Origin of the sequence: Novosphingobium rhizosphaerae, assembly GCF_050920675.1 — a bacterium.
Lineage (GTDB): Bacteria > Pseudomonadota > Alphaproteobacteria > Sphingomonadales > Sphingomonadaceae > Novosphingobium > Novosphingobium rhizosphaerae.
Map to the genome: position 1 here is coordinate 3,495,798 of NZ_CP137861.1, position 14,293 is coordinate 3,510,090.

At 63.6% G+C, this 14,293-nt stretch carries 14 protein-coding genes and 1 pseudogene; 9 read left to right on the top strand and 6 right to left on the bottom strand.

Going from position 1 to position 14,293, the window contains the following annotated elements:
- Positions 1-93 precede the first annotated feature (93 nt).
- The 4 genes from R9J51_RS15865 to R9J51_RS15880 all read right to left on the bottom strand — a co-directional run bounded on the left by R9J51_RS15865 (position 94) and on the right by R9J51_RS15880 (position 4,870).
- Entirely contained in the window at positions 94-1,698 is a 1,605-nt protein-coding gene (locus R9J51_RS15865) for a sensor histidine kinase (protein WP_179505037.1), read from the bottom strand.
- Positions 1,695-2,426, bottom strand: a complete 732-nt coding sequence (locus R9J51_RS15870; RefSeq protein WP_432787574.1) for a response regulator transcription factor — start codon at positions 2,424-2,426, stop codon at positions 1,695-1,697. Before R9J51_RS15870 ends, R9J51_RS15865 begins: the two co-directional genes overlap by 4 nt.
- The gene (locus R9J51_RS15875) at positions 2,423-3,946 is read right to left on the bottom strand and encodes a DUF4153 domain-containing protein (RefSeq protein ID WP_432788002.1); all 1,524 of its coding nucleotides are present in this window, start codon (positions 3,944-3,946) and stop codon (positions 2,423-2,425) included. Before R9J51_RS15875 ends, R9J51_RS15870 begins: the two co-directional genes overlap by 4 nt.
- 297 nt (positions 3,947-4,243) lie before the next feature.
- Positions 4,244-4,870: an NUDIX hydrolase gene (locus tag R9J51_RS15880; RefSeq protein WP_432787575.1), complete on the bottom strand. Its 627-nt coding sequence runs from the start codon at positions 4,868-4,870 to the stop codon at positions 4,244-4,246.
- A gap of 157 nt (positions 4,871-5,027) precedes the next feature.
- Here R9J51_RS15880 and R9J51_RS15885 point away from each other — a divergent pair, with 157 nt between their 5' ends.
- The 3 genes from R9J51_RS15885 to R9J51_RS15895 are packed head-to-tail and all read left to right on the top strand — an operon-like array spanning position 5,028 to position 7,527.
- The gene (locus tag R9J51_RS15885) at positions 5,028-6,092 is read left to right on the top strand and encodes a bifunctional nicotinamide-nucleotide adenylyltransferase/Nudix hydroxylase (protein ID WP_179505041.1); all 1,065 of its coding nucleotides are present in this window, start codon (positions 5,028-5,030) and stop codon (positions 6,090-6,092) included.
- Between the two features lie 52 nt (positions 6,093-6,144).
- Positions 6,145-6,648, top strand: a complete 504-nt coding sequence (locus tag R9J51_RS15890; protein ID WP_218843495.1) for a nicotinamide phosphoribosyltransferase domain-containing protein — start codon at positions 6,145-6,147, stop codon at positions 6,646-6,648.
- 12 nt (positions 6,649-6,660) lie between these two features.
- Positions 6,661-7,527 (top strand): hypothetical protein, encoded by an 867-nt coding sequence (locus tag R9J51_RS15895; RefSeq protein WP_432788003.1) that lies wholly within the window; start codon positions 6,661-6,663, stop codon positions 7,525-7,527.
- A gap of 300 nt (positions 7,528-7,827) precedes the next feature.
- On the opposite strand, the gene R9J51_RS15900 is transcribed toward R9J51_RS15895, so the two are convergent.
- A complete protein-coding gene (locus R9J51_RS15900) occupies positions 7,828-8,757 on the bottom strand; it encodes a LysR family transcriptional regulator (protein ID WP_179505042.1) in 930 nt (309 codons plus the stop codon).
- 104 nt (positions 8,758-8,861) lie between these two features.
- On the opposite strand from R9J51_RS15900, the gene R9J51_RS15905 reads away from it, so the two are divergent.
- The 6 genes and pseudogenes from R9J51_RS15905 to R9J51_RS15930 form a co-directional block, all read left to right on the top strand.
- Positions 8,862-9,623, top strand: a complete 762-nt coding sequence (locus R9J51_RS15905; RefSeq protein ID WP_432787576.1) for an SDR family oxidoreductase — start codon at positions 8,862-8,864, stop codon at positions 9,621-9,623.
- 45 nt (positions 9,624-9,668) lie between these two features.
- Positions 9,669-10,271, top strand: a complete 603-nt coding sequence (locus tag R9J51_RS15910; RefSeq protein WP_179505043.1) for an NAD(P)-binding domain-containing protein — start codon at positions 9,669-9,671, stop codon at positions 10,269-10,271.
- 29 nt (positions 10,272-10,300) lie between these two features.
- Positions 10,301-10,702 (top strand): nuclear transport factor 2 family protein, encoded by a 402-nt coding sequence (locus tag R9J51_RS15915; RefSeq protein WP_168555308.1) that lies wholly within the window; start codon positions 10,301-10,303, stop codon positions 10,700-10,702.
- Positions 10,703-10,730: 28 nt separating this feature from the next.
- On the top strand, positions 10,731-11,813 hold the full coding sequence (locus R9J51_RS15920) for an alkene reductase (protein ID WP_179505044.1): 1,083 nt from the start codon (positions 10,731-10,733) through the stop codon (positions 11,811-11,813).
- 37 nt (positions 11,814-11,850) lie between these two features.
- Positions 11,851-12,033, top strand: coding sequence for a hypothetical protein (locus R9J51_RS15925; RefSeq protein ID WP_432787577.1), 183 nt, complete (start codon positions 11,851-11,853; stop codon positions 12,031-12,033).
- Between the two features lie 446 nt (positions 12,034-12,479).
- Positions 12,480-12,608: pseudogene (locus R9J51_RS15930) on the top strand (IS3 family transposase); the annotation flags it as partial.
- Between the two features lie 204 nt (positions 12,609-12,812).
- Here R9J51_RS15930 and R9J51_RS15935 read toward each other — a convergent pair.
- A complete protein-coding gene (locus R9J51_RS15935) occupies positions 12,813-14,282 on the bottom strand; it encodes an indolepyruvate oxidoreductase subunit beta family protein (protein WP_179505046.1) in 1,470 nt (489 codons plus the stop codon).
- Positions 14,283-14,293 lie beyond the last annotated feature (11 nt).

Below are 14,293 nucleotides of genomic sequence, written 5' to 3' on the forward strand. Positions count from 1 at the left end.
AATGCCTGACGGCTTGACCTGATCAAAACTCGCCCTTTGGCATCGTTGGTCCCTGCACCTTGAACCAACTCGAAGCAACGGTGCCCCAACAAGTCAAATGCCGACCAAAGTGGTCGTTCTGGACTCTCCGCGAGAAAAGCCGAGGGCCAAACGGAATTTGGCCCCTTGCGGGCAGTCCACCAATTCAAGCTGCCCGCCGTGCCCTGTGACCAACGCGCGGGCGATGGGCAGGCCAAGGCCCGTGCCACCTTGCGCGCGTTTGCTGGTGAAGAAGGGTTCGAAAATGCGCGCGCGGTCTGATGGGGCGATGCCGCTGCCGTTGTCGGCTATGATCAGTTCCAGCGATCCCGCAATGCGTTTGCCTCCGAGGCTGACTTCGCTGGCCCCGGCCGCCTTGGCATTGTCGAACAGGATCATGAGCACCGTTTCCAGTGCCGCCCCGTCCATCGCAACCGGTGCTGTCACATCGCTCTCGTTGAAAATCACGCGGAAGTCTGGGCTGCCAAGGCCATCGGCAAGGCGAACTACCACATCCCGCAGATCGCAGGCCGCATCCCCGGGCCGCTGCATGTCGGCCTTGGCCAGATCGAGCAGGCGCGAAATCAGGCGGCTGAGCCTTTGAGTGTCTTCCGCCATATTGGCCAGGAACAGTGCGCGTTCCTCGACCGACATGGTCGCGCCATGGTCCTGTAGAAGTTCGATGCCGCCGGTCAGGCCGGCAAGCGGTGTCTTGAATTCGTGCGCTAGCGCGGCGGCAAAGTCGCGCAAATAATGCGATCGCGCCTCGATCGCGCTGGCCATGGTGGCAAAATCGCGGATCAGGCTGTCGATCTCATGCACGCGCAGCGTTGGTTGGGGGGGATCGGCCTTGCGACCTTCGGCCAGAGCGCGGGTGGCCAGGCTCAGAGCCTCGATCGGGCGGACGATCGTGCGGCCGAGCAGTGCAGTCATCATTACCAGGAACAGGAAGATGGCCGCGGTGCCTGCCGCGATCTTGCCCCTGTCTTCGTACATGCCGCGAAACAGCGCGCGTGGCGAGCGTGATGCAAGCACCACCCCAACCACGCGGCCGCCCGCGATGATCGGGCGCGCATGGTGCAGGCGAATATCGGTGGCGCGGCTGATCCATTCCAGCGGATAAGGATGCATGTAGGAGCCGTTGTGCCGCAACGTGGTGATCGGCCGGCCAGCAAGAGCCGCCCGAACCTCTGGCAGCGCGGCCAGGGAGCGCCCTGCATCGCGGCCATTGAGCACAATACCTTGACTGTCGAGCAGCAGGATCGAGGCCAGCGTCGCCTGTTTGGTCTGGTCCACAACCGGCGCCCACGCCTTGGCCATCGCAACGGCGGCAGGATCGGGGCGCAGCGGCGTTGGCACAGCGTCGGGCCGCTCGCCCAGCACGGGGCTGGAGCGCAGATCGATGCTGGTGGAGATGGCCCGATCATCGAGATCGGACGGATCGGCCGATGCGCCCGCGCGCGCTGGCGCCCCACCTGCACGAAAACCCAAGGCCGCGCTGGCGGCCAGGGCTGATCCTTGCGCGATCAGCTCGGCCTCGGTGCGGCGGACCAGCGCGTTTTCATAGACCCGCAGCCCGATCGCCGCGACACCCGGCAGCGCCGCCACCAGCAAAAGCAGCGCGAACATGATAGTCCGCAGCCGCATCACCGGCCACAACGCTGCGGCAAAGCGCTTCATCCCGCGCAGGCACCCAGCCGATACCCGATGCCCGTGCGGGTTTCGATCACGTCATGCCCGCCCCGTTCGGCGAATTTGCGACGCAGGTTGCGGATGTGGCTGTCAATCGTGCGGTCGGTCACGGCAAAGCCTGGGCCGTGCAGCCGATCGATCAGCGCCTCGCGCGAGAGGATGCGGGCAGGTGCCGCCGCCAGCGCCAGCAACAGCGAAAATTCGCTGACCGTCAGCACCACTTCCTGCCCATTCCAGAATGCCTGCCAGCCGCCCGTGTCGAGTTGGAGCAATCCATGCGACAGGTCATGGACTTGGCGCGTAGCAGGGCTGGCGGCGGCGCTGCGCCGCAGGATGGCGCCCGCGCGCGCCACCACCTCGCGGGGCGAGAACGGCTTGACCACATAGTCATCGGCCCCCAGCTCGATCCCCAGGATGCGGTCGATTTCCTCGTCACGCGAAGAAAGGAACAGGATCGGCACCGCGCATCCCATGGCGCGCAGGCGGCGGCAGACTTCCAGCCCGTCCATGCGCGGCATATTGATATCCAGCACCACCAGATCGGCCCCCGCGCCGGCCAGATTGGCAAGAGCGTCTTCGCCGTCGATAGCCTCGGTCGTCACCATGCCGGCCTTGGCAAAGGCAAAGGCCAGCAACTGCCGGATATGCGGATCATCATCGACAAGGAGCACCTTGTGCGGGTTGCCATGCGGATCGTTCATGCGCCGATCTGTCATGGTCTGGCCTCTCCGGTCAATGCGACCGATGCGTCGGTCGGCAGCTCCAGCCCCAGGGCAAGGCGCAGCGCGTGAACATCGCGCGTGCGACAATCAAGCACATCATGGGTCTGCGGGGCCAGCGCCGCCTTGCGCAATATGCTGCGCACTTGCGCAAGGCGCCAGGCATCCAGCAGGGCCCATTTGCCCTGGTCCAGATCATCGCTGACCCGGGCTTGCACATTCTCGCGCAGCAGGCGGGCCCACAGGTGGATCGGTTCGGGCGCGGGGCGCATTTCAAGTTCTGCCGCAGCGACCATCGCCGAACTGCCCATGCTTTGCAGATAACAGATATCGAGCGGCGCCCCATCGCCACCCAGTTCGCGTGCATGGGCGATGTTATAGCGTGCCGAAATGGCATCCAGGTCGACGAAGCTGCAGCCCACCAGCAGGGCCAGTGCCGCGGCTGAATTTGCGTTGATCAGCCAGGCCGCGCTCTTGCCGGCGAGCATGCGCCAAAGCACGAGCATCAGCCCGAGCGCCACCAGCGCCATCCACAGCAGCGCGGCGATGCGCATTTGCGTGAGCGAATAGGCGGCGATGTAATCCATCGTCCGCAAGGCGGCATTGCCAACCAGCAGAACGTTCTGCGCTGTCCACAAGACGACCAGACGACGCACCAGCGGCATCGCCGCCGTTTGCGAGCCGGGGCGCAAGGCCACCAGCACGAACCCGGCGGCCAGCAGCGCCGTCACGATCAGCGGATAGGCTCCGCGATGGGCATATTCTGCCAGCGTCATGCCTTCGGGCAAAGCCGCCAGGCCCCAAAGCCACGCGAGGTCCATCGCGTTTTGCAGGGCAAACAAGGCGTTGAAGATGATCAGCGAAAGGCGCACCGAGTTCGGTGTCACGCCGGGCATCGGCAGATCCCCACTACCGTCGAACGTGCCGATCAAGCGCAGCGCCATGCGTGGGCGCAACAGGCTCCAGGCAAATGTGAACCATACCGCACCAAAGACGAGACGACCCACCAGGTCGGCACGGGGCGAGAGCGACGACATGTCCGCCAACCATGCTGCGATGATCGGGTTGGCCGAAGCAAACAGACCCAGGATCACGAGGCTGCCGACTGCCGGCAACACCAACTGCGGCAGCGCGGCGCGAATCTGGCCTTTGCCACTTTTGCGGCGCACCTTGAGCCAGCGCCGCAAATCGATGGCAGGCGCGACAGTCGAACGCAGGGCATGCAACAGCAGCCGCTGCGCCCAGCACCAGGCATCGCCAAACCGCGCGGCTGCCGGCACCATGGCGCCAAGGCCGGCAAAGATCCAGAACAGCCCCCACGCCAATGCGCTGGGCATCACCACCATCGCCAGCGCCATCAGAGCAGCCAGCCCGAAACAAACCCGCGCCCGCCCATCGCGCCATACGGCGGGCCGCGCCAGCAATGCCGCTGCCAGCAGCACGAGTTCGAGCAGGCCGAATGCACCAGGCCCGGCATGCCACCCTTTCAGCAAGGCATCGAAAGCCACGGCAACCACAAGGCCCAAAGCCAACTTTCTGCAAAAACTGAATGCACGTCCCTGCCGCATCGCACAAACCTCCACCGCATGTGCGCCGACATGGCCCAGGCGGCGTGAGGAGCCTGACAAGACCGACGTGCTTTTCCGGTCAGGCGCTCGTGCAGATTGTGTGCAGAGGCTCGTTCACAACAGACGCTTGCTGGTGATGCCAAGGCACGTCGATCCACAGCCTCGCATGTGCAGCCCACGGTTCAAAGCCGCCGCTATGGCCGCCGCTCATGCGCGTGAGTTGAGGCGTCGGAACCTGTCGTTCGTTCAGAGCGACGAGTCCGGCATGGCCCGGCGGTAGAACTCCGCAGGCCGGAACGCGGTCTGCGCCTCGCGCTGACCGGTGCCTTCGATCCATCCCGTGTCGAGCAAGCGGCGGCGGAACGCCGGTTTGTTGACCGCCTTGCCGATGATCGCTTCGTGCACTTCCTGTAAGTCACGCAAGGTGAACAACTCGGGCAAGAGCGCCAGCGCAACCGGTGCATAGTCCAGCTTGCCGCGCAGGCGTTCGATCGCCAGTTCGATGATGGCAGCGTGATCGAAGGCCAGCGGCGCTTGCAAGCCTGCCACCGGCGCCAGCAGCAGGTCTTCTCGCTTGGCAACAGCATCGGCCAGGCATGCTGCAGGCATCAGGGCAAAGTAGGCGACGCTGACCACGCGCATGCGAGGATCGCGGTCGGGATCACCGAACGTGTAAAGCTGTTCCAGCCAGCCTTCCGCCATGCTGGCTTTCTCCATCAGAACCCGGCGCGCGGCCTGTTCCAGCGTCTCGCCTGGGCCGACGAAGCTGCCCGGGAGCGCCAGGGATCCGGCAAAGGGAGGGTGCGCGCGCCGCTGCACAAGCACGGACAAGCGCCCCTCAACCACCGTCATCAACACGAGATCGACCGTCACCGCCACTGGTGGGTAATCGGCAGGATTGTAAAGTTCGGGAGCAGTCTCAGCCATGCCTCACACTTAGATGTTGACGACATATATGCAAAATGGATATTAGAGTTCTATCGCGAGCCGGGGAGTCCGCCTCGCCTGACCATTCGAGGGAGTCTCGAACATGAGCACGATCGATTTCGGCGTCTTCATCGGACGCTTTCAGCCGCTGCATTTGGGCCATGAACACGTCATTTCCCATGCGCTGGAGCGGGTCAAACACCTGATCGTATTGGTCGGTTCGGCCAACGTCGCGCGTGATCCGCGCAATCCGTTCACCTATGCCGAGCGCGAAGCCATGCTGCGCCGCGCTTTCCGCCATGAAATGGCCGAGGGCCGCCTGATCGTCGCTCCGCTCGATGATCACCTCTATTCCGACACCGCCTGGGTTGCCCAGGTGCAGCGCGTGGTCCGCGGCATTGTCCTGGACCATGGCAATCATCATGGGTTCCAGAACCACGGGATCAGCGATTTCCGGGTGGCTCTCACCGGATACGGCAAGGATGCCTCTTCCTATTACCTGAAGCTGTTTCCCGAATGGGAAAACCTCCAGATCGACAGCCAGTACGGCACGTTCTCTTCCTCTCATGTCCGTCGCCGCTATTTCCAGCGTATTCCCGAAGTGCCAGCCACGATCCTCCCGGCCAGCGTTGCCCAGTTCATGCAAGAATTCATGCTGGGCGAGGTGTTTCGCGGGCTGCTGGAGGAAGCCGAATATCTGGAAGCCTACCCTGCGCAGTGGGGCAAGGGCCCCTTCGTGACGGCCGATGCGGTCGTGGTCCAGTCCGGCCACATCCTGCTGGTCGAGCGCGGCGGTCATCCAGGCAAGGGCCTGCTGGCACTGCCGGGCGGCTTCGTCGCGGCGGACGAGCGCATCCGCGACGCAGCAATCCGCGAGTTGCGCGAAGAGACCGCGATCAGTGATGGCAAGGGGCAGATCCCGCCCGCCATGCTGGCAAGCTTCATCGAGGATGCCCGCACCCGTGTGTTCGATGCGCCCACCCGCTCTCTGCGCGGCCGCATCATCACCCATGCCTTCCTGTTCCGCCTGCCCGAGCGGCGCAAGCTGTTCAGCGTCAAGGGGGGCGACGATGCCGCCCATGCGCGCTGGTACCGTTTCGGAGACCTCAGCCCGGACATGTTGTTCGAGGATCACTGGGCGATCATCGAGGCAATGGCCGACCTTTGAACGCCTGTGCGGGGGAGTCCCGCCCGGCCTGATCGTGTGAGGAGTTCACATCATGACCAATCCCATCCTGGCAACCGACAGCTACAAGCAGAGCCACTTCCTGCAATACCCGCCCGAAGCGCGCGCGATCAGTGCCTATGTCGAGGCGCGGCCTAACGACTTTGCCGACCGCGTGTTGTTCCTGGGGCTGCAACCCTACCTGATGGACTACCTCGGCCGTCCGGTGACGAGAGCCGACATCGAAGAGGCGGAAGCGATCTGCGCAGGCCACGGCGTGCCGTTCAACCGCGCGGGCTGGGAAGCGATTGTGGCCGATCACGGCGGCTACCTGCCGCTGGATATTCGCGCGCTGCCCGAAGGCACCATCGTGCCCACCGGTACGCCCCTGGTGCAAGTGGAAAACACCGATCCACGCATGCCATGGCTGACCACGTTCGTGGAGACCGCCCTGCTCCGCGCGATCTGGTACCCCACCACCGTGGCCACGCTGAGCTGGCAGTGCCGCCAGATCATCCGCGCCGGGCTGGAAAGGACCAGCGAGGAGCCGGATGGGTAGCTGCCGTTCAAGCTGCACGATTTCGGTGCACGCGGCGTCAGCAGCGCGGAGAGCGCAGCGCTGGGCGGCATGGCCCACCTCGTCAACTTCATGGGCACCGATACCATGGAAGCTCTGCTCGCCGCGCGCCGCTACTACGGGGCGGACATGGCCGGCTTCTCGATCCCTGCCGCCGAGCACAGCACGATGACCAGCTGGGGCCGCGAGCGCGAGGAAGCGGCCTACCGCAATATGCTCGATGCTTTTGAGGGTGAAGGCCGCCTGGTGGCAGTCGTCTCTGACAGCTACGACCTTGATGCGGCGCTGCAAAGCATCTGGGGCGGCGCGTTGCGCGAAAAGGTGCTTGGCCGGAAAGGCACCGTGGTCATCCGTCCCGACAGCGGCGATCCGGTCGAAACGCCGGTGCGCACGCTGAAGACGCTGTGGGAGGCTTTCGGTGGCAGGGTCAATGCCAAGGGCTACCGGGTGCTCGACCCGCATGTGCGCATGATCCAGGGCGATGGCATGACCATCGCCACCATCGCGCAATTGATCGATCGCGTGGTCGCAGAAGGCTTTGCCATTGACAACATCGCCTTCGGCATGGGGGCCGGAATGCTGCAGAAGGTCAACCGCGACACCTTGCGCTTTGCCATGAAGGCCAATGCCATGCGCGATGCACAAGGCCTGTGGCACGACGTCTTCAAGAACCCTGCAACCGACCCTGGCAAGGCCAGCAAGGCGGGCCGCCAGGCGGTTGTCCTGCGCGAAGGCAGGATGGTTGCCGCAAGGCGCGACGATACGTTGCCTGGCCAAGACCTGATGGTGCCGGTCTGGCGCAATGGCGAGTTGCTGGTGCGGCACACCTTCGACGACATCCGCGCCCGGGCCGCAGCATGACCGGCAAACAAAACGTAAGGGCGCTGGTGGTCACACCGCCGGCGCCCTTGCCACCCCCCGGCGATCGGCTGCGCATATTCCTGGCGGGCAGCATTGATGGAGGGCAGGCGCCAGATTGGCATGCCGAGGTGATTACCGTGCTGGCCGATTGGCGATGTGGCCATCTTCAACCCTCGTCGCGCATCTAGGTCGTGAACTCATAAATGGCGCCCCGAGGCGGCAGTTTCCGACGCACAACCTCCGGCCGGCTAGCGCCAACCAAGTGAGCCTTGGCACACAAAACAACCGCAAGCCCGCCCATTATCCCAGACTGCCCGCAAACCGTTCTGCCAGACGACCAAGCTTGAAAGCCTCGGATACACAGTCAACGAACGCGCGGGTTTTGCCGGGCAGCAGCGTCCGCGAGGCGAAATAGATCGAGATCGCTCCCGCGTCGGCGTACCATTTCGGCACCAGTCGAATGAGGGCGCCGCTTTCTAGATCGTTGATGACATCGGCCACAACAAGCATCGCAACGCCCAGGCCCAACAACGCGGATTGCCGCATCGCCGCCGGATCATTGAAGACAAATGCCTCCTTAAGTTGCACTGGAATTTGCTCTCCAGCGGCGTCCCGCATGATCCAGTGCCGTACCCGTCCTGACTGGAGCGAGCGCATGACGATACCGTCCAGGTGAGCCAAATCAGCCGGGTTGGCGGGGAGGCTGCGTCCCGCCATATAGGCCGGCGATGCCACCGCAATAATGTGAGCCGGGGCCAGATTGCGCGCCACGACGCCCGGGGACAATTCGAACCCGCCACCGATAGCGACATCGTAGCCTTCGGCGATGATGTCGACCTGCCTGTTCTCGAAATGCCATTCTGGACGGATGGCGGGATAGCGCGCGATGAAGCCGGGGAGAAGCGGCAGGATGTGCATGGTGCCCAAGGTCGGTGCCATACTCACCTTGAGCACGCCGGACGGCGCACCGCCAGCCCTCGCCACGCCTGCAATCGCCGCCTGTATGTCGCTCAGGCTTCCTGAAATCGCCTGTCGGAACGCTTCGCCCGCTTCCGTCAGCGTCAACCTGCGCGTCGAGCGGTGGAAGAGACGGACGCCCAGATTGCGTTCCAGCATGGCGACATTGCGGCTGACGGCAGCCGGCGTGATCGCGAGGCGGCGGGCCGCTTCGGAAAAGCTGCCATGATCAGCGCTGCGAACGAAGGATTCCAGATTGGCGAGCGTCTCCATAGCCTCATATTCAATCATCAATTGAAGATAATGCAAGCCATATACGGCTAATCGTTGATGTTAGCATGGGTCATATTCCCTTCAGCAACACAACTGGAGTGAAGATGATGACGACCAACTCCCAACCTCTCCTTGGCAAGGTAGCCTTGGTCACCGGCGGCACCCGTGGCATTGGCGCAGCCATTGTTCGCCGCCTTGCCCGCGATGGCGCAGACGTGGTGTTCAGCTATGCCGCTTCGGCGGATCAGGCTGCAGCCCTTGTGCAGGAACTCGAGGCCCTTGGTCGTCGCGCATCGGCCGTCCGCGCGGATCAAGCAGTCGCCGCCGAGGTCACTGCGCTCGTACGGGATGCACATGCCGCTTTTGGCCAGCTCGACATCCTCATCAATTCTGCAGGTGTCTTCGTCACCGGAATGGTCGATGATGCAGAGGCTGACCTTGCTGCGTTCGACCGTCAGATTGCGGTGAATGTAAAGGCAGTCGCGACAGCTGTTCGGGCGGCGGTGCCACTCCTCAGCGATGGCGGACGCATCGTCTCGATCGGCACGACCGGCGCTGTTCACGTCCCCTTTGCAGGCGCGGCGGACTATATTGCCACGAAGGCCGCAGTGGCAGCCTATAGCCGTGGTTGGGCACGCGACCTTGGTCCGCGTGGCATCACTGTCAACGTGGTTCAGCCCGGCGCGATCAATACCGACATGAACCCGGAAACCGGCGACTTTGCGGCCATGCTGAGCGGCCTTGCTGCGCTTGGCCGCTATGGCCAGCCGGAAGACATCGCCAATGCCGTCGCGTTCCTGGCCGGACCGGACGCCAGCTATATCACGGGCGCCACGCTCAACGTCGATGGCGGCCAGCTCGCCTGAGCGCGCGCTTCCCAACCACAATACGCACATCGAAGGATGAAAAGCATGACGAGCATCGGAATCATCGGTGCGGGGCAGATCGGCAGTGCCATCGCCCGCGCCCTGGCCAACAAGGGCATTCCCGCAACGATCGCCAACAGCCGTGGACCAGAGAGTTTGCAGGATTTCCTTTCCGAAGTCGGCCCTGCCATCACGGGCGGCACCGTCGCCGAGGCTGCCACGAAAGACATCGTCTTCGTCGCGGTAAACTGGTCGCGCTTGCCCGAGCTGTTCGCAACCCTGCCCGATTTTGCCGGGCGGATCGTGGTGGATACCAACAATCCCATCGAGGCGCCGCTATTCAAGCCGGTCGACCTGGGCGGGCTCGCCTCATCCGAGGTGGTGGCGGGGCTGGCGCGCGGTGCGAAGCTGGTCAAGGCCTTCAACCACTTACAGCCCCAACTCCTGTCCGGCGACCCGCACAGCGAAGGTGGTAGGCGCGTCTTGTTCTATTCGGGCGACGATGCACCAGCCAAGGAAGAAGTCGGCGCGCTCATCGACCGGCTGGGCTTTGCCGGAATCGATCTGGGTGCGCTCGCTATCGGCGCCCGCCTCGTGCAGTTTCCGGGTGGTCCGTTGCCCGCCCTCAACCTCGTCAAGTTTGGCTGACCTCCAGGGCGCCCAAAAAGGAATGTGCCATGACTGACACCACAGCCACACAACCCGCCGCAGAGCCAGACTATGACGCTCTGCTTCGCGCCAATCTTGAGCGCATCTTCAACGAGCGCGATCCAGCGCGACGCGACGCGGCCATCGCAGACCTCTATGTAGTCGATCCCGTCATGTACGAACCCGACGCCATCGTGGCAGGGCGCCAGGCCATCTCGGACGTCGCCGGAAAGCTCCTCGACAACTTCGGCCCGGATTTCGCGTTCGTGCCGGAAGGCAAGGGTCTGGGCCATCACGGAATGGCAACGCTCCGTTGGCACGCTGGTACACCCGGCAATCCCGCAACAGTCATCGGCGCTGATACCGCAGAAATCATCGACGGTCGTATTGCCCGGCTCTGGGTGCTGCTCGATCTCTCTCCGAACAATTGAAACACGCTCTGCATAAGGACGTTTTCCCATGACCGATCTTTTCTCCCCGTATCACCTGGGCCGACTCGCGCTTTCCAATCGTCTCATCATGGCCCCGATGACCCGCAGCCGTGCGCAGGGCGACGGCACTCCCGGCGCGAGTGCCGCGATCTATTATGGCCAGCGCGCCAGCATGGGCCTGATCATCAGCGAGGGTACGCAACCGTCTGACGACGGGCAGGGCTATCTGACCACGCCCGGAATCTACACGCCCGCCCATGTCGCCGGTTGGCGCAAAGTCGCCAATGCCGTGCATGCCGGGGGCAGCCACCTGTTCATCCAGCTCATGCATGTCGGCCGGATGTCACATCCTGACAACACGCCGCATCACCGGCAGGCGCTGGCCCCAAGCCCGATTGCGCCGGGCACGCCGATGTTCGCGGCCAGGGGCATGCTGGATATTCCCGTTCCACGCGCCATGACGCAGGCCGACATCGACCAGACCATTTCCGATTTTCGGCATGCCGCGCGTAGCGCCATCGAAGCAGGAGCTGACGGGGTCGAGATCCACGGCGCCAATGCCTATCTGATCCATCAGTTTTTGGCGCCAAGCGCCAATGCCCGCACCGACCGCTACGGCGGACCGATCGAGAACCGCGCTCGCTTCGCCATCGCGGTTGCGGCGGCCGTGGCAGACGAGATTGGCGCCGAGCGCACGGGCATCCGCTTGTCACCCGGAATGGCGATGTGGGGCATTGATGAGGGGCCGGACAGCGCCGACCTTTATCGCCATCTGGTAGCGGAGCTCGACAAGCTCGGTCTCGCCTATCTGCACATCACCCATAATGTGCCCGATGGCCTACTGCGCGAACTGCGAGCAGCGTGGCACCAGACCTTCATCCTCAACCGCCCCGGACGGGCGCGCGACACGATCGGTGCCGACATCGCGTCAGGCCTTGCAGACCTCGAATCATACGGCGTCATGGTACTGGCGAACCCCGATTTCGTTGAACGTGTCAGGGCAGATGCACCGCTCAACCAAGGCGACCGTGCGAGCTTCTTTGGCGGGAGCGATGCTGGCTATATCGATTATCCATCGATGGGAAACGCCACCGAAGATCAGCACGGGTGACCACCAGGATTCTCAATCTCGTGTCAGAAAAACCATCATGACCAACTTCATCACCGGCGGCCTACGTCGCCCGCTATGGCATAGCGCAGGGCCACCGATCATGCGGAAGACTGAACACTACCCTGGCAGCCTGCCGACCGAAATCTTCGACGGCCTGCGTGCCGGACTTGCTGGCAACCGGGCGCAATTTTTCCGCGTCTTGCATCGTATTTTAGGGTAGCCCGGCGCGCTGCCGGAGGGGGCACATGGCGGAGAGGGTGGAATCGAAAAAATCGTATAAGTAATTGTTTTGCAAAGAAAGAAAATTTTTCGCGCTTTACCCCACATTTCTGCCCCTTGATTGTCTATAATCGATAAATCACAACAACTTGTGCATTCTCCTCAGCCTTCAGACTGCCATGCCATCAGCCTGAGCAAGATCGCGATTTTCTGTGGGAAAGAACTTGGCCATGCTTCCTTCAAGCCGTTGACTCCAGTCTTTAGAAGCCATGGCGGGCGCCTAACAGCTAGCATCGCGATAACTATGCGGGCCAAGCGCAGCCGCCTTGCCTATAAAGAAGAGTCGGATCGACCTTGGTCAAGACGCTGGCAGTACGATTCGCAGTAAACCAGCGGGATTTCGCCATGATGGTACCAGTGGCGAGCCACTTTGCAGCAAAGACCTGCTCGATGGACTTCGTGGCCGACACGTTCGGCGCTTCCCGTCGGCTGCGCATCCTGGCGATCCACGATGGCGCCTGCCGCGAGAACCTGTGCCTGGTGAGGGACACCAGAAACTCGGGCGTGCAGGCAAGCATCTCGATTCTGCTGCTGCACTGCTGATCGCCGAGAACGGCAGGGGTATCGCCCATACTGTTGGTCGATAGCCCTTACAGGCTCTCCAGCGAAATGGCCGCCTGTTCCCGATGCTACCGTAATTCGTTTGTATGGCCTTAGTGCTGGCTGCGGCTTTAGCGCTGTTCTACCGGGACAGAAAAGCGGACTGAACGCCGTTGTTGCTCAGCGCGCCATCGCTTGCATGAGCGCGGTAGAGGTGTCGTCGGACAGTGCCAGGTCGCGCAGCCGGCGAATTTCTCCCGCACTGCGCGCTGCCCGCCCATGTTCGGTCACGATGCGCTCGTAATTGGCCAGACCGCGTTCGAATGTATCACCATAGCCTTTGATAAGGCGCTGGCACTTGACGAGCTCGAGCGCAGCCTCGCCGTCTCGCCGCAGTTCGGCCCGCACCAAATCGAGCCAGTGCTCGATGCGCGCCTGCTCTTCGGCGTAGCGCAGCGAGCGCCGGCGCAGAATACGCATGCTCGCCACCATATGCAGCACCAGGAACCAGCGCAGGCTTGTCGTTTCAACATGACGGCCTGCGCGGAAGAACCAGCCCAGCAGTTTCGACAAGCCCTGGCTGGCCAGAATGCGGCGGCCGATGCCTGCGGGCAGGGTTTCGCACACTTCCTGAAGGCGCGGGTGCATGAATTCCACGATCGAGACGACCTGGTCGGGCTGGGCCTTGATCTCGCCACGCACACGCGCGAAGCGGCTGCCCCGGATCTTGAGATCGGCCACCCGGATCGTGTCCTCGTAGGCCATCCACAGCGCCAGATGGCGTGCCGCTTCCGCCGTGACGGCATAGGGCGCCACGTCCAGCGCGGCGCAGGCCTCCAAGCGATCGAGATAAAGCGCAGCGTAGTCCGCGTCCTGATAGTCCATCAACTTGGCCACCCCGTGCAGGGCATTGGTCCGCGCGGCATTCGGCAGCGTGCGGGTGATCCGCGCCGCCAGCACGCGGCCGCGATCGGTCGTCGGCTCGGGCGCGGCGTGGACCGGCGCATCGGGCACGGCAACGGGCCCCTGCGCCTGCTCGAACCCGTCCTGGAAACCGCGCAGATTGCTCTGCACGGCAATGCCGCTTTGCTCGATCGCCTGGCGGAAGGTTTCGACCCGGAACGGCAGGGCGCCGCTGCCGGCCAGGGCGCCGAACATCACCGCGCTGATCACGCTGCCCGATCGTTCGGTCGCCGCGTCCATGTCGAAGCCGACGAAACGCCTGGACCGCTTGTGCGCCGCCTCGATGATCTTGTCGCTGTTGCCGCGCCCATCGCCCATCGCCTGCTTCTCGCCAATGGCATAGATGCGGTGGGTGGAACCGATCAGCGTGGTGCGCGCGGCGGTGGAAAACCCGCGCAGCAAGGCGCGGCCCGCTTCCATAAGTTCGGACGCGATCACCACGTCCACGTCGCCCGGCATGGGCATCTGCGCGAAAACGGGCACGCGGCCCGAGCCATCGGGCCGCGCCAGTTCCACGTAATAGACGGTCGATCCCGTGCGCTGCGCCACGCCGGGCACCGACGTGCCCTGGGCCAGCCAGCCTTCGGCGCGGGCAACGTCCTGGATCCAGTCGGCCAGGACGCCCCCGCCCTGCCCGCCCAACGCGAGAACGGCGATGGTCAGGCGATCTTGTGTTGCGACGGACATGGTCATTCTCT

Excerpts from the sequence above, each read along its gene's own strand:
- R9J51_RS15910 (WP_179505043.1), top strand. The coding sequence starts at position 9,669 with ATGACGAGCATCGGAATCATCGGTGCGGGGCAGATCGGCAGTGCCATC.
- R9J51_RS15925 (WP_432787577.1), top strand. The coding sequence starts at position 11,851 with ATGACCAACTTCATCACCGGCGGCCTACGTCGCCCGCTATGGCATAGC.
- R9J51_RS15870 (WP_432787574.1), bottom strand. The coding sequence starts at position 2,426 with ATGACAGATCGGCGCATGAACGATCCGCATGGCAACCCGCACAAGGTG.
- R9J51_RS15915 (WP_168555308.1), top strand. The coding sequence starts at position 10,301 with ATGACTGACACCACAGCCACACAACCCGCCGCAGAGCCAGACTATGAC.
- R9J51_RS15905 (WP_432787576.1), top strand. The coding sequence starts at position 8,862 with ATGATGACGACCAACTCCCAACCTCTCCTTGGCAAGGTAGCCTTGGTC.
- R9J51_RS15865 (WP_179505037.1), bottom strand. The coding sequence starts at position 1,698 with ATGAAGCGCTTTGCCGCAGCGTTGTGGCCGGTGATGCGGCTGCGGACT.
- R9J51_RS15890 (WP_218843495.1), top strand. The coding sequence starts at position 6,145 with ATGACCAATCCCATCCTGGCAACCGACAGCTACAAGCAGAGCCACTTC.
- R9J51_RS15920 (WP_179505044.1), top strand. The coding sequence starts at position 10,731 with ATGACCGATCTTTTCTCCCCGTATCACCTGGGCCGACTCGCGCTTTCC.
- R9J51_RS15885 (WP_179505041.1), top strand. The coding sequence starts at position 5,028 with ATGAGCACGATCGATTTCGGCGTCTTCATCGGACGCTTTCAGCCGCTG.
- R9J51_RS15935 (WP_179505046.1), bottom strand. The coding sequence starts at position 14,282 with ATGTCCGTCGCAACACAAGATCGCCTGACCATCGCCGTTCTCGCGTTG.
- R9J51_RS15900 (WP_179505042.1), bottom strand. The coding sequence starts at position 8,757 with ATGGAGACGCTCGCCAATCTGGAATCCTTCGTTCGCAGCGCTGATCAT.